19 protein-coding genes are annotated in these 19,687 nt (G+C 35.7%); 1 reads left to right on the top strand and 18 read right to left on the bottom strand.

Annotated elements, in window-relative coordinates; genetic code table 11:
- The 18 genes from pxpA to CD118_RS05790 form a co-directional block, all read right to left on the bottom strand.
- The gene (gene pxpA, locus CD118_RS05875) at positions 1-759 is read right to left on the bottom strand and encodes a 5-oxoprolinase subunit PxpA (protein ID WP_060829823.1); all 759 of its coding nucleotides are present in this window, start codon (positions 757-759) and stop codon (positions 1-3) included.
- Entirely contained in the window at positions 749-2,119 is a 1,371-nt protein-coding gene (locus tag CD118_RS05870; protein WP_060829822.1) for an acetyl-CoA carboxylase biotin carboxylase subunit, read from the bottom strand. Before CD118_RS05870 ends, pxpA begins: the two co-directional genes overlap by 11 nt.
- Before the next feature lie 13 nt (positions 2,120-2,132).
- Positions 2,133-2,573 carry an acetyl-CoA carboxylase biotin carboxyl carrier protein gene (locus CD118_RS05865; protein ID WP_060829821.1) on the bottom strand — a complete coding sequence of 147 codons (441 nt, stop codon included), beginning with the start codon at positions 2,571-2,573 and terminating at the stop codon, positions 2,133-2,135.
- Complete coding sequence (locus tag CD118_RS05860) at positions 2,564-3,589, bottom strand: 5-oxoprolinase subunit C family protein (RefSeq protein ID WP_103356384.1); 1,026 nt, start codon at positions 3,587-3,589, stop codon at positions 2,564-2,566. The genes CD118_RS05865 and CD118_RS05860 overlap by 10 nt, the downstream gene beginning before the upstream one ends.
- Complete coding sequence (gene pxpB / locus CD118_RS05855) at positions 3,579-4,313, bottom strand: 5-oxoprolinase subunit PxpB (protein WP_060829819.1); 735 nt, start codon at positions 4,311-4,313, stop codon at positions 3,579-3,581. Before pxpB ends, CD118_RS05860 begins: the two co-directional genes overlap by 11 nt.
- A gap of 303 nt (positions 4,314-4,616) precedes the next feature.
- Positions 4,617-5,093: a transcription elongation factor GreA gene (gene greA, locus CD118_RS05850; protein ID WP_016425242.1), complete on the bottom strand. Its 477-nt coding sequence runs from the start codon at positions 5,091-5,093 to the stop codon at positions 4,617-4,619.
- 24 nt (positions 5,094-5,117) lie between these two features.
- Complete coding sequence (udk, locus tag CD118_RS05845) at positions 5,118-5,741, bottom strand: uridine kinase (RefSeq protein ID WP_060829818.1); 624 nt, start codon at positions 5,739-5,741, stop codon at positions 5,118-5,120.
- Between the two features lie 3 nt (positions 5,742-5,744).
- The gene (locus tag CD118_RS05840) at positions 5,745-7,013 is read right to left on the bottom strand and encodes a peptidase U32 family protein (protein ID WP_060829817.1); all 1,269 of its coding nucleotides are present in this window, start codon (positions 7,011-7,013) and stop codon (positions 5,745-5,747) included.
- Positions 7,014-7,032: 19 nt separating this feature from the next.
- The gene (locus tag CD118_RS05835; protein WP_060829816.1) at positions 7,033-7,962 is read right to left on the bottom strand and encodes a peptidase U32 family protein; all 930 of its coding nucleotides are present in this window, start codon (positions 7,960-7,962) and stop codon (positions 7,033-7,035) included.
- Positions 7,955-8,599, bottom strand: coding sequence for an O-methyltransferase (locus CD118_RS05830; RefSeq protein ID WP_103356383.1), 645 nt, complete (start codon positions 8,597-8,599; stop codon positions 7,955-7,957). Before CD118_RS05830 ends, CD118_RS05835 begins: the two co-directional genes overlap by 8 nt.
- Positions 8,600-9,044: 445 nt before the next feature.
- On the bottom strand, positions 9,045-9,362 hold the full coding sequence (locus CD118_RS05825; protein ID WP_050330752.1) for a DUF1292 domain-containing protein: 318 nt from the start codon (positions 9,360-9,362) through the stop codon (positions 9,045-9,047).
- A gap of 13 nt (positions 9,363-9,375) precedes the next feature.
- A complete protein-coding gene (gene ruvX / locus CD118_RS05820; RefSeq protein WP_050330751.1) occupies positions 9,376-9,804 on the bottom strand; it encodes a Holliday junction resolvase RuvX in 429 nt (142 codons plus the stop codon).
- Positions 9,797-10,069, bottom strand: a complete 273-nt coding sequence (locus CD118_RS05815; protein ID WP_016425249.1) for an IreB family regulatory phosphoprotein — start codon at positions 10,067-10,069, stop codon at positions 9,797-9,799. The genes ruvX and CD118_RS05815 overlap by 8 nt, the downstream gene beginning before the upstream one ends.
- Positions 10,070-10,131: 62 nt before the next feature.
- On the bottom strand, positions 10,132-12,762 hold the full coding sequence (gene alaS / locus CD118_RS05810; RefSeq protein ID WP_103356382.1) for an alanine--tRNA ligase: 2,631 nt from the start codon (positions 12,760-12,762) through the stop codon (positions 10,132-10,134).
- Positions 12,763-13,005: 243 nt separating this feature from the next.
- Positions 13,006-15,399 carry an SF1B family DNA helicase RecD2 gene (recD2, locus tag CD118_RS05805; protein WP_103356381.1) on the bottom strand — a complete coding sequence of 798 codons (2,394 nt, stop codon included), beginning with the start codon at positions 15,397-15,399 and terminating at the stop codon, positions 13,006-13,008.
- A gap of 2 nt (positions 15,400-15,401) precedes the next feature.
- Positions 15,402-16,073 carry a tetratricopeptide repeat protein gene (locus CD118_RS05800; protein ID WP_060829813.1) on the bottom strand — a complete coding sequence of 224 codons (672 nt, stop codon included), beginning with the start codon at positions 16,071-16,073 and terminating at the stop codon, positions 15,402-15,404.
- 14 nt (positions 16,074-16,087) lie between these two features.
- The gene (mnmA, locus tag CD118_RS05795) at positions 16,088-17,200 is read right to left on the bottom strand and encodes a tRNA 2-thiouridine(34) synthase MnmA (RefSeq protein WP_103356380.1); all 1,113 of its coding nucleotides are present in this window, start codon (positions 17,198-17,200) and stop codon (positions 16,088-16,090) included.
- On the bottom strand, positions 17,197-18,345 hold the full coding sequence (locus CD118_RS05790; RefSeq protein WP_050330746.1) for a cysteine desulfurase family protein: 1,149 nt from the start codon (positions 18,343-18,345) through the stop codon (positions 17,197-17,199). The genes mnmA and CD118_RS05790 overlap by 4 nt, the downstream gene beginning before the upstream one ends.
- Before the next feature lie 207 nt (positions 18,346-18,552).
- Here CD118_RS05790 and CD118_RS05785 point away from each other — a divergent pair, with 207 nt between their 5' ends.
- Positions 18,553-19,563, top strand: a complete 1,011-nt coding sequence (locus CD118_RS05785) for an LLM class flavin-dependent oxidoreductase (protein ID WP_050330745.1) — start codon at positions 18,553-18,555, stop codon at positions 19,561-19,563.
- Positions 19,564-19,687: the final 124 nt, after the last annotated feature.

Below are 19,687 nucleotides of genomic sequence, written 5' to 3'. Positions count from 1 at the left end.
TTAACCCCCTAATGTACTGATATCAACATTTTCATCTGAGAGATGCGATCGAATTTGTTTAACGAAATCCAGTGCATGAGCACCATCCCCGTGAACACAAATAGTATCTGCTTTGATATCTATTATTTCACCTGAAATCGTTTTAACAGTACCTTCTTTAACCATTTGTAAAACTTGTTCAATAGCCTCATGTGAATCTTCGATAACGGCGCCTTCCTTTTTACGACTGACTAATTGGCCGTCATTCTCATATCTACGATCGGCAAAAACTTCAGAAGCCACATTTAATCCTTGCTTTCTTCCCTCCTCAATCAAAATAGAATTAGAGAGCCCCATTAAATATAATTTTGGGTCTATTTGATGGATTGCAGAAGCAATCGCCTTTGCGATGTCTGCATTTCTAGAAGCCATTTGATATAAAGCCCCATGTGGTTTCACATGATTAAGTTTGACGCCTTGAATGTCGCAAAAAGTTTTTAAGGCACCAACTTGATAGACCACCATATTAAAAATTTCCTTTAATGACATGTCTAAGTTTCGACGACCAAAACCCTGCAAGTCAGGAAAACCTGGATGTGCACCGATACCTACATGATTTTGTTTGGCAAGTTTAACTGTTTCAGCCATAACATTTTCATCACCCGCATGAAAGCCACATGCAATATTTGCAGATGTAATTAAAGGTATGACAGATTGATCGTTACCAATTTTGTAATTACCAAAGCTTTCACCTAAATCACAGTTTAAATCAATTTTCATTTTCAGTGACCTCCTTAAATATGTTATGTCGGTCTAAAAATTTAATATCTACTTCTTTTGCATCTCCTTCAAAATATGGCGGATACGAAAGTAATGCATATAAAAAGTCTGCAGTCGTACTAAAACCATCTATAACGAGTTCATCTAATGTTACTTTTAATTTTTCAATCGCATGTTGTCTAGATTCACCTTTGACTATGACTTTAGCTACAAGTGAATCGTAATATGAAGATACAGTATAACCGCTGTATAAAAGCGAGTCAACTCGTATATTGAAGCCATGAGGGAAATGAAGGCGTTGAACTGTACCCGGTGTCGGACGGAACCCTTTTTCAGGATCTTCAGCGTTAATTCTTGCTTCTATGACATGGCCTTTAAACGAAATATCTTCCTGATTTAAATCGAGTTGACCGTTCTTCATTATTAATAATTGTTGGCGAACTAGATCAATATCCGTACGCATTTCAGTCACTGTATGCTCGACTTGAATACGTGCATTCATTTCAATAAAGTAATAAGCATCCTCCGTAACAAGAAACTCAATCGTTCCTGCACTTCTATATTGAGCAGCTTGAGCTACTTTGACAGCATCATTACAAATCTTTTCTCTTTTTTCATCACTTAAAGCGCTACATGGCGACTCTTCAATCAGTTTTTGGTTTTTTCTTTGTACAGAGCAATCTCTCTCGCCTAAATGGATATATTGTCCTTGTCCATCACCCAAAACTTGAACTTCAACATGTTTTGCTACAGGGATAAATGCCTCAACATAAACACGATCATCGTTAAAATATTTATTACCTTCGCTTTTGGCTTCTTTAAATGCGCGTTCTAATTGAGATTCGTCTTTAACAATACGAATACCTTTACCGCCTCCACCACTTGCCGCTTTAATAACAAGTGGATAACCAATTTCTTCTGCAAGTTTTTCAATTTCTTCAATATCTTCTACAGACGATTTTGAACCAGGAATGACTGGCACGCCTGCTTGGTCAACGGTTTGTCTCGCAGTAATTTTATCTCCCATTAATTTCATTGTTTCTTTAGTAGGGCCAATAAAATAGAGGCCTTCGCTTTCTACTTTTTCAGCAAAAACTGGGCTTTCAGATAAGAAGCCATAGCCCGGATGAATTGCATTTGCATTTGTAACTTCTGCGGCTGACAAGATTTTACGAATATGCAAATAACTATCAAGTGGATTAGGCTGCCCGATGCAGACGGCGTCATCAGCGAGTTTCACATGCAAACTATCTTCATCACCAACGGCATAAATCGCGACAGACTCCATCCCCATTTCTCTAAGCGCTCTTATAATACGCACCGCTATTTCTCCTCTATTTGCAACTAATACACGATACATGCTTTCACCCCCATTATTTTAAAGTTACAATTGCTTGATTAAATTCGACATTCTCACCGTGGCCAATTAAAATTTCTTGGATTTCTCCATCCTCATCAGCAGTAACTTCATTCATAACTTTCATCGCTTCAATGTAGCCGATAATGTCTCCTTTATTGACTTTGTCGCCAACTTTAATAACGGGTTTAGTTAATTCTTTTTCATCTTGCAAATAGAATGTTCCTATCATTTGTGAGCGAATCGCTTTTGATTCATTTTCTTCTTGCTTTTGTACATTCTCATTTGTGTTTTGAGCTACTTGTAATGGAGAAGCGTCAAATTGTTCAGTTGATTGACCGTTAGTATTAGTAAACAAGTCCAATTCAAGTTCAATATCATCATCTTTATATTTAAAGTGTTTCGCGCCGTAATGATTTAACAAGTTTAATGTTTGTTCGATTTGTTTTAAATCCATGGTAATTGATCTCCTTTAAGAACAGTTTTAATTTTTTGCTGTGTAGGTCGAATGTTTTTTAAGAAACGTTGCGGTTGTTTACGAATTTTAGCTTTTGCGTCATCAAGCTTACGTCGCTTTCTTGCTAAAATTTCGTTAGCTTCATTAAATGTAATCCATTCAAATTTTATTGTTTCTCCAGGTTGTTTTTGTGCAATATCAACGATGTCACAATCAATGACAGTACCAATTTTTGTGTACCCGCCAACCGTCTGTCTGTCATTTAATAAAATAATTGGATTGCCATCTTTAGGCACTTGAACACTACCTAATGCAACAGGTTCAGAAATAATATCGGCGCTTTGGAAGGGTTGAATCGATTGCCCTTTTAAACGATAGCCCATCCGGTCTGAACTTTCCGAAATTTTGAATTCAAATTGCTCAATCTCCTTAATTGTTCGTCTTGTAAAAGATTCAAGTTGTGGTCCATCCATGATGCCGATCGGTAAGTGTCTTGCTTTATTAAAACTAGAGTAATCACTTGAACGCCCGATTAAACTGAGATCTATACTACCTGGCATGGTTTTCAAAATATCATTTTCCTTTAATTGACGCCCTTTATAGCCACCAATTCGTGTCCGAGTATGTGTAGAATAGCTCCCTTCGACTTTTGGGATATCTAATATTTCAGCAAACCCGATATAGCCTCGCATTCCTTTTTCTACTTTTCCTACATCGAGTACGTCGCCCTTTTCTACCTTAATTACTGTTTGGTGAGGAATAGGTTCGTTATTTAAAGTAGCTGAAAATTGTGCTCCTGTTAATGCAATTAAATTTCTTCTTAAAAACTTGATTTTAGGTCCAATCATTGTCACTTCAATTGCGGGTTGGTTTTCCGTTTCTAATAAAGTATTTAATATTTCATAACTCGGCCTATCTAATACACCAGCAGGTGAATACCCTTCAAACTGATGACTATAACGTCCCATATCTTGAACTGTGGTAAATAATCCGGGCTTTAATATTTTAATCGACATCTTCAATCATCACCCATTCATCATAATCTAGCTGATTTTTTTGTACATATTTTTGTACATGCAGGAATTTTTCCTCATTAATGGAATAAAATTTTATTTTATCTCCAGGTTTATACAATATTTTAGGATCCCTATGGGGATTAAAAACATCAATAGGTGTTCTTCCTATAATTTGCCACCCACCGGGAGAATCTGAAGGATACAGACCTGTTTGATTATTTGCAATACCGACTGATCCCGCTTTTATTTTAATTCTTGGCTCTTCTTTTCTCGGAGTATGGAGCTTCTTGTTCAATCCTCCTAAAAACGGAAAGCCTGGCATAAAGCCAATCATATAAACGAGATAAAATGCTTCAGTATGATATTGAATTACTTGCTCTATTGACAATTGGTTATGGGCAGCAACGACGTCAATGTCAGGTCCCCATTTCCCTCCATATAGCACAGGTAAATTAATAATTCTACGCTGCCCTTGTGCGTTATGTTCATGATTATAATCCAGTTGATTGAGTTTAAGTTCTTCAATTAATGTTTCAAAAGTAATACGGATACCATCAAAATAAACTAAAATTGCTCGATAAGACGGCACAACTTCTTGTATATATGGATGGTTTTTTGAACGAAGATAATCAACCACAAAATTAACATTTTCAAAGACATCTTCACTTATTTCGGATTTAAAATAAATCATGAACGATTGCTCACTGATTTGACGAAAATTCAATTGTAGCCCCCCTTTATAAAAACCCTTACATAATTCCCATTTTATCATTTTGTAAAAGTCCATCGCAATGAAGCGTTGTATTAACAAATAGCTACGAAACGTTGTTATTCAAATTTAATTAAATAAAGTTATTTTTAAAGTTTTTAATTCAAAAAAAGAAACGGTGATTAAACCATACACCGAATCAAAAAAACAAATTTATGTAAATAAATCACTAAGGTGAGATTGAGGACATTGGTTCACTTCAAAATTCTAAAAGAGCAACTTAGATGCCAATGTCCTACTTATTACATTCATCTAAGTTTATTTAATATCTATAATTTTAACGTTCATTTCTCCACCATTTGGAAGAGGAACGCGTACTTCTTCATTTAATTGCTTACCAATTAAAGCTTGCGCCATTGGAGATTCGTTAGAAATTTTACCATTAAATGCATCTGATTCCGCAGATCCTACAATTTGGTAGCTTTCTTCTTCATCCCCAGGAAGTTCAACAAAAGTTACAGTTTTACCAATTTGTACAGCATGGTTATCGCCTGTATCTTCAATAATCAAAGCATGACGAAGCATTGTCTCAATACGTTGAATATCTTGTTCGATAAAACCTTGTTCGTCTTTAGCTGCATCGTACTCAGAGTTCTCAGATAAATCACCAAAACTACGCGCAACTTTGATTTTTTCAACGACTTCAGGACGTTTTACCGTTTTTAATTCTTCGAGTTCTTGTTCTAACTTTTCAAATCCTTCTTGCGTCATTGGATATTGTTTTTGGTTTTCCATTTTACATCTTCCTTTTACATGTATTTAATCTTGTTTACGAACGAGCGCTTGAATTTTCGTTGTCATGATATCAATCGCAACTTTATTAGAACCACCTTCAGGTATAATGATATCAGCAAACTTTTTCGTCGGCTCAATAAACTGATTATGCATTGGTCTCACGACATTGAGATATTGCTCGATTACAGAATTCATCGTACGTCCTCGTTCTTCAGTATCTCTAATTAAGCGACGTAAAATTCTCAAATCCGCATCCGTGTCGACAAAAATTTTCACATCCATCATATCACGTAGTTCTTTGTTTTCAAGCGCAAATATACCTTCTACGATAATAACATCTTTAGGTTGAAATGCAATTGTTTTATCACTACGTGTATGCTTCGTATAGTCATAAGTCGGTACTTCAACACTGTGTCCCGACTGTAAAGCTTTTAAATTTTGAATTAATAAATCATTATCAAATGCAAATGGATGATCATAATTTGTTTGTAATCGCTGGTCAAAAGTGAGATGTGACTGATCTTTATAATAGTAATCTTGTTCCATCAGTGCAACACTGTGGCCCTCTAAATTGTTCATTATTTCGTTTGTCACAGAAGTTTTTCCTGAACCTGATCCTCCAGCAATACCGATTATCGTTGTTGCCATGCTTTAAACTTCCTTTCTCATCATGTTGTTAGGATAAATTGGCTGGTCTACTTTAATTTGTATAATTTGTAATGGATGACGTGCAGCATCAAGTTCATTACCTTCTTCATCATAGATTTTATCTATAATTTGTGAAAAAGTTTGAATTTCCGGACCGAAAAATTCAATTTCTTGACCTGGCTTAAAGTGATTTCTTTGTTGGATTGTAGCAATTTGACTTTTTTCATCATAATCAAGAACTAGCCCAACGAAATCAAAAGGTGCTTTTTTAGAAGATTCATTACCGAACATTTGCTCTTCATAACCCGGTGTTCCTTTAAAGAATGCTGGTGCAGTATCACGGTTAGCACACTTATCTAGTTCAAAAAGCCATTCCGGTTTTATTTTGAAATTCTCTGGATCTTCCGCGTAAGCATCAATAACTTTTCTATATACAGAAACAACAGTCGCTATATAATGAATCGACTTCATTCTACCTTCAATTTTTAATGAATCAATACCTAAGTCCATCATATTGGGAATCGATTCAATCAATTTTAAATCTCTTGGACTCATTGCAAAAGGTGTTGCTTGTCCTTTTTCATCATAATAAACATCTAATTCACCGTCTTGATCGACAGTCAACAAATCGTAATCCCAACGACAACTTTGACAACATCCACCGCGATTGGAATCACGTGCAGTCATGTGATTGCTTAATGTACATCGACCTGAATAAGCGATACACATAGCACCATGAATAAAGGCTTCGATTTCAATATCAACTTTATCCTTAATCTCTTTCATTTCCATTGCACCTGTCTCACGGGCTAATACGACACGATCTAAGCCCTCTTCTTTCCAGTATTCAACAGCTTTATAATTACTTAATGATTGTTGTGTTGAAAGATGGATTTCTAGTTTTGGTGCCACACTTTTACATGTTTCTATAATGAGTGGATCAGCTACAATGATACCTGTTGCACCTGTTGATTCAAGTTGTTGTAAATATTCTTCAAGACCTTCTATATTTTCGTCATGAGCAATAATATTAGTTGTAATATAAACTTTTGCCCCGTATTGATTTGCAAATTCAACACCTTCACGAATTTCATCGATCGTAAAATTATCAGCATTTGAACGCAAACCATATTCTTGGCCACCTATAAAAACAGCATCTGCACCATAGTGAATTGCAATTTTTAATTTTTCTAGATTACCAGCTGGAGCAAGTAATTCAGGTTTTTTTAATTTAGGTTTTGAACCTGATTTAACTTCTTCAAGTACCTTCATCTTTAATCTCTCCCATAAATTAGTAGACTGTTTGCTTGTAATAAAAACCTTCATCAAATGGTCGGTGCTCAGGCTGAATTTCCTCAATTGGCTCTACAAGCATAAATTTTTCATCATCATACGCTTCTGGATCTTCGTTGTATAAATCAATAGCTTCTCGATATTGTTGCGTCACAGTATTGATATAGGCTTCATCATGCAACACACCATCAATTTTAAAACTATCAATGCCTGCTTCAAAAAGTGGTTCTAATTCTTCGATTAAACAAATATCGTTCGGTGACATAATATGTGTACCATTGTAATCCTCAAAAACAGGGTACTTATTCTCACGCTCTTCATCGTAAAGTAGAAGTTGCACATCATCTGCGATATTTTGGCGCTCTATTTTCATTTGTCTCTCTTGGAATGTGTAATAATTACCTAAAAGCATACGCTTAGATTGGAACATACATGTCATCCCGTGAACCTGCACTTCTATTTCAACATCACTATTTTCCTTAATATTGATAATTTCTTCAAGACTCAATTCTCTAGCTAATACGGCTCTTTTAGCGCCTCTTTTCCCCCAATAGTTACATTGAAAATGGTTCGTAACCAATGTTTCTGCATTCCAGTTCAAAGGGATTGGTTCGGCTTGCTGTTTGACAATCATCACGACAGCAGGATCACCGAAAATAATACGATCAACTCTAATTTCATGCAAAAATTCAATATAATCTTCAAGTGCAGGAATATGATAATTATGGAAAATGCCATTCACAGCTGCATATGCTTTTTTCCCTGCCGCATGAATGAGATTGACTGCTTCACGCATCGCATCACGATTAAATTCACCGGCAAGACGCAAGCCAAATTTTTCTTCTCCAATTACGAATGCGTCTGCCCCTTTTTCAATAAGTGTCTTTATATGTTCGATTGATTTCGGCGTCACTAATAATTCAGTCATTTTTACTCTCCTTTATTGAAATGGCTAAACCATCATCCATGTGAACAAAGTTGGTTGAGTAGTCTTCTCTTTGACTCAACCATGCATTATATTTTTGTACTTTTTTAACCATTTGTTTAACATTTCGACTCTTTACTACATCAATATTGGCAACAAAACCATGATATAAAACATTATCTGTTATAATAACACCTTTTTCACGAAGCAGTGGACTATAAAGCTCAAAAAATCGTTGCGATTGCGCTTTCGCTGCATCTATAAAAATCATGTCATAGATTCGATCATTTACAAGTTCCAATGCGTCTGCGGCATCTGCTTCAATCAATTGAATTTGAGACTGGTACCCTAAATTTTCAATGTTTGCTTTTGCTTCTTGTATCATGGCTTCGTTACGCTCAATTGTTGTAACTTGAATATCTGAATTAACAGAAGCAAATTGCATAGCACTATAGCCAATAGCACTCCCTATTTCTAATATTTGTTTAGAATTGTGAATTCGAATCAATTGTTTAATCAAATCTAATGATAATTGATCGATAATAGGTACTTTGTTCTTTTCAGCAATGCTACGTAATGCGTCTATTGGACTGTCATAATATTGCAAACTTAAAAGATAGTTTTGGTTGTAATCTTCCATTTATGTTAACTTCCTTTTAACATTAATCTAAAATTTATCAAAAAATAAACCAGTCTAACTGGACTGATTTTTTGAACACAGGTGTCATATATAAATGTATAGTAACTACATTTAATGCTTTAGTATAATTGAGCTATTGGTGTGTTTCTTTCACATATTAATCTAGCTTTGATTAACAAATAATATGAAAAACGCATACAAATAATAAAGCCAGACAGCTCAATACATCAAAATCACTTCTACATATTTTATCACAGAATTGAATTGTAGGTAAACAGCAAAATCCTTGCCTGTGGCTCTTATTTCATATTTTATTCATGTACGTTCTGTGCTTGATTCGACTCCAATAACAAAAAAGGGCAAAACCCTTAATCTGATTAATTAAAGGGTTTTGCATTTATTTTTCATATATCAAAATTGAGCTCGTCTTCGCTTATATTGGAGACTAAACTTCAGGATCTTCCATATTTGTGTTGACAATTTCTTCAATCATGTCCCACTCTTCATCTGTTTCTACAGGTAAGAAACGTCCACCTTCACCAGAATCATCAGGCTCATTAATCATCGGTACAAGCTCGATTAAGTCATCATCATCCGCTTGTGCGCCTTCTTCAGCTAGAATCACGTATTCTTTTTCAAATCCAGGGTGGTAAAATTCTAACATTTTACGATATAGAACTTCATTACCTTCTTCATCATAGAGTGTTAATAATGTTTCATCATTTTTAATTTCTATTTCTTGATTATGGTTTTCGTTTGTCATATTTTAGCTCTCCTTAATTAATTCTGTCTAAATAGCCTTGTAAAATGAATACAGCCGCCATTTTATCAATAACTTTTTTACGTTTTTGTCTTGATACATCAGCTTCAAGGAGTGAGCGTTCAGCTGCCATCGTGCTTAATCGCTCATCCCACATCACAATTTCTAACTCTGGCATTTGTTCAGCTAAAGCTTCTTTATATTTTAATGATGCTTCTCCTCGAAATCCGATTGTATTGTTCATATTTTTTGGTAAACCAATGACTACAGTACCCACATTTTCTTTTTTAATAATGTCAATTAAGGTTTCAATTCCGAGCTGATTTTCTTCTTCGTTAATTTGGAGTGTATCTAAACCTTGTGCTGTCCATCCCATTAGATCACTAATTGCGATGCCGACAGTACGACTGCCTACATCTAACCCAATAATTTTATGTTTAAGCATGGTCTTTCTTATTATGGTTTTGTAAATAATAAGAGACGAGCTCTTCCATAATATCATCACGATCGATGTGTCTAATTTGATTTCTCGCTTCATTATGACGTGGTATATATGCAGGATCTCCAGATAATAAGTATCCTACGATTTGATTGACAGCGTTGTAACCACGTTCTTCTAGGGTATGATAGACATTGTTTAAAACCGTTTCGACGTTTTCTTTTGGAATATCTTCATAGTTGAATTTCATTGTTTTATCAAAATTTGCCATAGTTTTAACACTCCTTAAACCATAATAGATTACACTTCCATTTTACATGAAACCTAATTGCATTATAAGGATTTAATATAGTTTTTAATAAATTGTAATGCTTCTGTTATCTTTTCAGGTTGTGTGCCACCGCCTTGGGCCATGTCCGGACGACCGCCACCTTTACCACCCACTTCAGGTGCAAGATGTTTAATCAAGTCGCCAGCTTTAACGCGATTTGTATACTGTTTTGGCACTGTTGCAATCAATGAAACTTTGCCTCCAACATCACTTGCTAAAATGATAATCGTATCTTGGAGTTTGGATTTAAAATCATCCATTGTTGTTCGAATTGCTTTTGCATTATCAACTTCAACTTCTGTAATCAGTACAGGGAATTCATTGATTTGCTCAACTTGGCTCTTAATATCGCCCATTTTGAGTTGGTTGAGTGCTTTATTTTTTTCTTCAATCGTACGTTGTAAATCTTTTTCATTATGTTGCAATTGCTCAATTTTTTCTGAAACTTGTTCATCTGATTTTGCTTTGACTAAAGCTTTGATTTCATTAAAGCGTGCGAGATATTGTTCTAAATACAAGAATGCTTTTTGTCCTGTAACAGCTTCAATACGTCTGACACCAGCGCCTGTTCCGGACTCACTTGTAATTTTAAAGAGTCCAATTTCAGAAGTGTTATTCACATGTGTTCCACCGCAAAGTTCAATTGAAAATGGGCTCATATCAACGACACGAACAACATCACCGTATTTTTCTCCAAATAGTGCCATAGCGCCTCTAGCTTTTGCATCTTCAATATTCATCTCTTGAATATCTACATTAATGCTATTCCAAATTTCCTCATTAACGAGTTGTTCCACACGTTCGATTTCTTCTTGTGTCATAGGTGCAATATGTGAAAAATCGAAGCGAAGTCGCTCACTGTCCACGAGCGAACCTGCTTGATTGACATGTTCGCCTAACACAGTTTTTAATGCAGCATGTAGTAAATGCGTTGCACTATGGTTTTTCATAATCGCATTTCTCGCTTGGCTGTTCACTTTAGCTGTAACATTTGCTGCTTCTTGTACTTCACCAAATTGAACAATACCTGTGTGTAAGTGCTGCCCATTTGGTGCTTTAATCACGTCTGTAACAGCGATTTCGAAATGGTCATTTGTAATTACACCTTTATCAGCAACTTGTCCACCACTTACAGCATAAAACGGTGTTTGATTGAGAATGAAATGTACTGTTTCACCGGTATCTGCAGAACTTACACGTGCACCATCTAAAATGATATCGGTAATCACCGCGTCTGTTTCAAATGTTTCATATCCTAAAAATTGACTTGGCGTTTTAATTGCTTTTAAGACTTCACTTTGAACTTGCATTGATTGATTATTTTGTCTCGCTTTTCTTGCACGTTCACGTTGTGCATCCATATGAGATTCAAATGCATCCATATCAATTTGCAAGCCTTCGTTTACGGCAATTTCCTCTGTTAATTCGATTGGGAAACCGTACGTATCATATAATTTGAAAGCATCTTCACCATTGATGATACGATCTGATGCTTTCGCAGTCTCAATGAACTGATTAAGTATAGAAAGACCTTCTTCGAGTGTTTCATGAAAACGCTCTTCTTCAGATTTAATGACACGCGCAATAAAATCTGCCTTTTCTTTAACATTTGGATAATAAGGTTCCATAATTTCTGCCACAATGTCGACAAGTTGATACATAAAAGGTTTATTGATGTCTAATGACTGACTAAAGCGAACAGCACGACGTAATAAACGGCGCAATACATAACCGCGTCCTTCATTCGCTGGAAGTGCACCATCAGAAATAGCGAAAGCAATCGTACGTATATGGTCTGCAATCACTTTAAATGCAACATCGTGTTGCGCATTGACAAGATATTTTTTTCCTGAAACAGCTTCAACTTCTGCAATGATTGGAATAAATAAGTCTGTTTCATAGTTTGTACGTACATTTTGGGAAATCGATGCCATACGCTCTAATCCCATGCCGGTATCAATATTTTTACTTGGTAGTGGTGTATAAGTATGGTCTTTATTGTGATTATACTCACTGAACACTAAATTCCATACTTCTAAATAACGTTCGTTTTCTCCACCAGGGTACATTTCTTCAGCTGGATCATCTTGTCCATATGCCTCTCCACGGTCATAAAATATTTCAGTATTAGGTCCAGATGGCCCTTCCCCAATATCCCAGAAATTCCCTTCAATTCGGATAATGCGATCTTCCGATAAACCTATAAGATTAGACCAAAAATCATATGCTTCCGTATCTTCAGGATGAATTGTCACATAAAGTTTTTCAGGTTCCATTGCCATCCATTTCGGACTCGTTAAAAACTCCCAAGCAAACGCAATCGCTTCTTTTTTAAAATAATCCCCAATTGAAAAGTTTCCAAGCATTTCAAAAAATGTATGGTGACGGGCTGTAAAACCTACATTTTCGATATCGTTTGTACGAATAGATTTTTGTGCATTAACGATACGTGGCTTTTTGGGTATTTCACGGCCATCAAAATATTTTTTCAAAGTGGCTACCCCTGAATTAATCCATAACAGAGAATCATCATCAATGGGTACAAGGGGAGCTGATGGTTCAACCATATGCCCTTTTTCCACAAAGAAATCAATATACATTTGTCTAATATCACTAGCTTTTAAGTTTTTCATCTTTACAACTCCTCATTTCATAAATACAAAAAAACATTCGTCGCAGAAAGGGACGAATGTTCGCGGTACCACCCTAGTTACAGTATGAATCCATACTATCACTCTTTGTTTTTATTATTAATGATACATAGTAGCGTTCGATGTAACGACTCGTACTTTTCCAGCAACAGTACGTCTCTTTAAAAATCAATTAACACCTACTCGGCTATGCATGTGAACTTAATATGATTATATAAAAAAGAATTAAGCTTTGTCAATTTCAAGAAAATCGTATGGTGTGACTTCGCCCATATTAATCATAGGATTGATTTTAAACATGGTTGCTTCGGTCAATTCTATTGGTAAGTCATCTTGATCGCCTTGATTATTTTCATCGGTTTCGTTGTTAAAATATTGTGTTAAAAACGAATATAATTGTGTTAAACGTGCCTTACCCTCTGTAGCTAGCCCCATATTGAAGGCTTCTGAATCGCCTAAAAACACAAGAGATTGTTTAGCGCGTGTCAGCCCCGTATAAAGAATCGGCTTTTGAAGCATTCGATAATACTGCTTGACAATCGGCATAAGCACAATTGGAAATTCTGAACCTTGCGCTTTATGAATAGAGGTACAATAAGCATGTGTGAGTTCCGTTAAATCAGATTTCATATATGTGATTTCATTACCATCATAATCTACTACAACGACATCTTTGTTAAGGGCGTTTTCTTTCGCCCAAAATATGCCGACAATAATACCAATATCACCATTAAAAATATTGTCATTCGGTCTATTGATAAGTTGTAATACTTTATCGCCTTTACGATAAATCACATCACCAAATTCAATTTCTCGTTTAGACTTATCTTGAACTGGATTAAGAATAGATTGTAATATTTGATTTAATCTTTTAATACCAGCATTTCCTCTATACATAGGTGCTAAAACTTGAATGTCAGCCATCGTATATCCTTTTTGGACTGCATTATTTACAACCTTTTCAACGACATCAGGTATCTGTTCGGTGCTACAGGGTATAAAAGAACGGTCATGGAAACGCTGTGTAATATCAACAGGCTCACCTAGTTTCATTTTGTGGGCAAGTTCTATAATACTCGATCCCTCTTGTTGTCGGTATACTTCAGTTAAGTTAATTCTAGGTAGCACATTTGAATCTATGAGGTCTTTAAAAATTTGCCCCGGACCAACGGATGGTAACTGGTCTTCATCACCAACAAAAATGATTTGTGCGTCTAACGGCACGGCAGCCATAAATTGATGGAATAACCAAGTATCCACCATAGACATCTCATCTATAATAATCAGTTTGGCATTAATTTCATTATCCAAAATATCATCAGGCTTCGTTTCTTGATTCCATCCTATTAAACGATGTATCGTCATGGCTTCTAAGCCCGTTGATTCATGTAATCGTTTCGACGCACGACCTGTTGGCGCTGCTAAAACAATAGGATAGTCGTTATTATGGTAATCATCATAATCAAGGGACACACCATGAATCTCTGAATAAAGTTGAACAATACCTTTAATAACCGTTGTTTTCCCTGTTCCTGGACCGCCTGTTAATAACATAACTTTATGATTGATTGCGCATTCTAACGCTTCTTTTTGAGAGGCAGCGTAATGGACTTCATTCATCTCTTCTATTTCACCAATATGCAGTTGAATATCCGAACGTTCAAATTGCGTCAGTGCTTCATTATGACTATAAACTCTGAATAAATTTTGTGTACTTTTAATTTCAGAATAATACAGACTTGGTATGGCAATCATGTGATCAACTTCTATTAACTTTTTTTCTTCGGTCAATTGCGCCATGATGTCTTCAATGGCTTCATAACGAACGTCTTCACCCTCATTTTTAGAAAGAAGTTGTATGGTCTCATTGATAAGTGCCTCTTGTGGTAAGTACGTATGGCCTTGTTTAATACAAGTTTCTTCAACCAAGAATAATAGTCCTGCTTTTAGACGATCAGGATGATTCGGATGAATACCTAACTGTTGTGCAAGTTGGTCCGCTTTTTGAAAACCAACCCCCTTAATATCGTAAACCAATTGATAGGGATTTTGATCTAATACATTGAGCGTTTCATGTTGATAAAATTTATAAATATCCATCGCTAATTTTGAACCAAATCCTAATTCATTGAGGCGTATCATCACTTGTTCACTTTCTTGATTGGAGATAATTTGCTGCACAATTTGTTCTTGCTTCTTTTTAGAAAGTTTTGGCACCTTTTCAATGACTTGATTATCTTTCAATATTTCATTAATCGCATTTTCTCCAATTGTTTCGACAATCAGTTCTGCTGTTTTTTTACCAATACCTTTGAATAAGTCGCTTGATAAATATGCAATTACTGCATCTTTAGTTTGGGGAATTTCTTTCTGGAAAGTTTCGGCTTTTAACTGTTTACCATACTTTGGATGTTGGACAACGCTTCCTTTAAACAGATACGTTTCATCTTCGACCATATTAGGAAAATATCCAACGACTGTGACCATGTCATCGAAGTCGCCATTTGATTCTTGTACATCGACTTTCAGCACTGTATAGTAGTTTTCGTTATTTTGGAACAATATCATTTCAACTGTTCCTTTTACATAGGTTTGATCAAACAGTGTTGGATTATCCATCATTAGTCCTCCTTATCTTGTATAGAACGAAACGTTTTAATTGCATGATGACTTAACAAATGATTTTCATCCATTGTGATTGCACGTTCAAAACCTTGAATTGCCGCTTCAACATTACCATTTAGCATAAATAATGCTAACGTAAGATTATATTGCGCATCTGCATGACGATTGTCTTTTTCTAAAATTTGATTCAGAACTGGCACAGCTTGCTCAAACATTTCTAAGTCACACATTAATAATGCAAATTGAAATTGTACCTCTATATCTTCAAATTCAGTATCTAATTCAGCAGCACGCATTAAATATGGTAATGCTTGTTTTTTCGCATCTAATTCAATAAAAGAACGACCAAGCATATAATTGGTGTCTTTATTATTTAATTCATTCGACATGGCTTGTTGATATAATTTAATGGCTTCTTGATATCGCGCTTCATTAAAATACACATTAGCTAGATTGTAGTAAATCACACCATGATTCGGATTAATCGTAATGGCCTTCTGGAAAAACCGTTCTGCTTTTTCGACTTCACCCGCTTCAGCAAGTAGTATCCCTGAATTGATATAGTTTTCTACTTCTTCTGGATGCGCTTCAATATTATCAAAGCTCGCTTGTAACGCGTCTTCATATTTGCCTTCTTTTATTAATTGATGAATTTTTTCTTGATCCATAATTTCACCTTTTCTTATACAACGTAATCAAGCTGTCTTTCATTTTTGTATACATCGTCAATCGTTGCACCACCTAAGCAAACTTCCCCATCATAGAGAACAACGGCTTGGCCAGGTGTGATGGCACGAACAGGAGTGTCAAATGTGACTTTGATAGCATCTTCTGAGTGCGCTGTAACGGTCACGCCAATGTCTTGTTGTCGGTATCTAAATTTTGCTGTACATTTAAGTGGAACTGACAGATCAACTTGATTTACAAAGGATACATCTGAAGCAATTAAATAATCGCTATATAAAGCATCATGGTGGAATCCTTGTTCAACATATAAAATATTTTGTTCTAAGTTTTTACCTACTACAAACCAAGGCTCTCCGTCTCCGCCAATACCAAGTCCGTGTCTTTGACCAATTGTATAGTACATTAAACCCGTGTGTTGACCTTTTTTCGCACCTGTTAAAGTTTGCATTTCACCAGGTTGTGCCGGTAAATATTGAGATAAAAATGTTTTAAAATTACGTTCACCAATGAAGCAAATGCCAGTAGAATCTTTTTTCTTAGCCGTTGCCAAATCTTGTTCTAAAGCAATTTCTCGTACTTTTTTCTTATCTATATCACCAATTGGAAACATAACTTTCTCTAATTGTTGATTTGTTAATTGATTTAAGAAATAAGTTTGGTCTTTATTATTATCTACACCTCTAAGCATTTCTACTGAACCGTCATCATTTCTTCTTACGCGCGCATAGTGTCCTGTTGCCACATAATCAGCGCCAAGCTTTAATGCATGCTCTAAAAATGCTTTGAATTTGATTTCTTTATTACACATGACATCAGGATTAGGTGTGCGTCCTTTTTTATATTCATCTAAGAAATAAGTGAACACCTTGTCCCAATATTCTTTTTCAAAGTTGACAGCATAATAAGGAATACCGATTTGGTTACATACAGCAATCACATCATTATAATCTTCAGTGGCAGTACATACGCCATTCTCATCAGTATCATCCCAGTTTTTCATAAAAATACCGATTACATCGTAACCTTGCTCTTTGAGTAAATGGGCTGTCACAGAACTATCTACGCCGCCTGACATCCCCACTACTACACGTGTATTTTGATTTGTCACGTATTTTCCTCCTTAAATTTTAAATAGATTTTTTGAATTTCAGTTGCAATCAATTGCATATCTCTAGCAGTCAATTGTTCGTTGATACTAATGCGAACGGATTGATTCACTCTTGGACTATTTTCCCCAAACATTGCTAACAGCACATGTGAGGGTATAGTGGATCCTGCGGTACATGCCGAACCAGATGATACATAAATGCCAGCAAGATCTAGCAAAGTAAGTAACGTTTCTACATCTATAAACGGAAAGTATAAGTTAATAATATGATTTGTACTGTCAATCATAGAGCCATTGTATTCAAAAGGGATAGCACGATCTTGAAGCGCAACAAGTAAATGCTCACGTAATTGTGCTAGATGTACATTGTTATCATCACGTGATGATTCCGCAATTTTGAGCGCTTCTGCTAACCCAACGATTTGTGCTAAGTTTTCAGTTCCAGCTCTCCTTTTTGTTTCTTGTTCTCCGCCTAATTGAGAAAAAGTAACACGTGTCCCATTTTTAATATAAAGTACACCGACGCCTTTGGGTCCCCCAAATTTATGTGCAGTCATACTGAGCGCGTCTACCTTTAAATCTTCTACATCAATCGGCAAATGTCCTACAGCTTGTACAGCATCCATATGAAAATACGCTTGATAAGGTGCCAGCACTTGCTGAATATCATATACGTGTTGAACTGTGCCAACTTCATTATTAACAAACATAATCGACACAAGCGTCGTGTCCTCTCGCAAACTTTTACGCAATTGCTCGATATCAACTAGGCCCTCAGGCGTTACATCTAAATAAGTAACTTCGAATCCTTGTTGTTCTAAGTACTCAAAAACGTTCAACACAGAATGATGCTCGATTTTTGTTGTAATCAGATGTTTACCCTTATATTGATTTGCGTATGCGATGCCTTTGATGATTGTGTTATTGGATTCAGTTGCACCACTCGTAAATACAACTTCATTGGGTTGTGCATTTAAATAGTTTGCTACCGTACGTCGAGATGCATCAAGCAAGCTTCTCGCATCACGTCCTTGTGAATGAATAGATGAAGGGTTACCAAAATGCGTTTGGTAGACGGTCATCATTTTATCAACAACTTCTGGTTTAACAGGTGTTGTTGCAGCATAATCTGCATATACGCCCATAATCACGTCAATCCTTTCTCATAATCAATGTTCCTATTTTAGCATTTGCGGTATAAAAATTCTAGTACGTCGTTTTACTGATTTCACGTTGTTTTATCTTCATTGTAATCTTTAAAACAAGAGAGTTCAACGATAGCATTAAGCAGTTTTCATGAGTTCACTATTTAGAAAATGTTATACTCTATTCTGAAAAGGAGTGTTTTAGATATGACAAAACAAATGAAATACTCTGCCTTAAATCTTGTTCCTATACGTGAAGGCAGTTCTGATATAGATGCAATTGAGCAAATGGTCGATCTTGCTAAGCATCTTGAGCAACAAGAATATGAACGTTTGTGGATTGCAGAACATCACAATGCTCCAAATTTAGTCAGTTCAGCAACCGCGATACTTATTCAGCATGCATTAAGCCAAACAACGCACATGAGAATCGGTTCAGGTGGTATTATGTTGCCTAATCATGCACCATTAATTGTTGCCGAACAATTTGGAACACTAAAAACGATATATGGAGACCGTGTCGATCTTGGTTTAGGACGAGCACCAGGAACGGATATGGCAACAGCTAGCGCCTTAAGAAGGGATCAACATGATGGTGTGTATAAATTTCCTGAAGAAGTTCAACAATTATTGAAATATTTTGGACCCGATTCCAATCAAGGATACGTTAAAGCGATTCCCGCTGTTAATAAAAATGTGCCGCTGTATATTTTAGGATCATCTACCGATTCAGCACATGTAGCTGCTCGAGAAGGGTTACCTTATGTTTTCGCTGGGCATTTTGCACCACAACAAATGAAAGAAGCTCTTGCAATATACAAAGAACTCTTCCAACCTTCAGCCTATTTAAAAGAACCTTACATTATTGTTGCTTTAAATGTTATAGTTGCCGATACTTTTGAAGAATCACAATATTTAGCTACAACACAAGCGCAAGTTTTTGCAAGCATTTTAAATGGACGTATGCGTAAAATGCAACCACCAATAGACGATTTGGGTGATGTTTTATCACCTCGTGAAGTCGCTCTTGCAAAAGCACGTTTACAAGATTCCATTATTGGAGATAAAGCTTCAGTTAATCAGCAATTAGATGCCTTTATTGAACAGTATGGAGAAATTGATGAGATTATGGCAGTTAGTTATATTTATGATACAAAACTACAACACCGTTCATATCAGTATTTTAAAGAAGTAATGGATGAAAGAAATCAACAATAAGATTCAACTGCAATTTGTATCATTTTTGTAGATATTGAATAGAAACGTCTATCTAATATTTCACAAAAAATAAGCTTCCGAGGTTTCCCTTGGAAGCTTATTTATATGAAAATGTTTAATTAGA

The sequence above is a fragment of the Staphylococcus coagulans genome (genome assembly GCF_002901995.1).
GTDB classification, from domain to species: domain Bacteria; phylum Bacillota; class Bacilli; order Staphylococcales; family Staphylococcaceae; genus Staphylococcus; species Staphylococcus coagulans.
The sequence above is the reverse complement of the archived record's forward strand: the minus strand, read 5'-3'. Positions and strand labels throughout refer to the sequence as shown.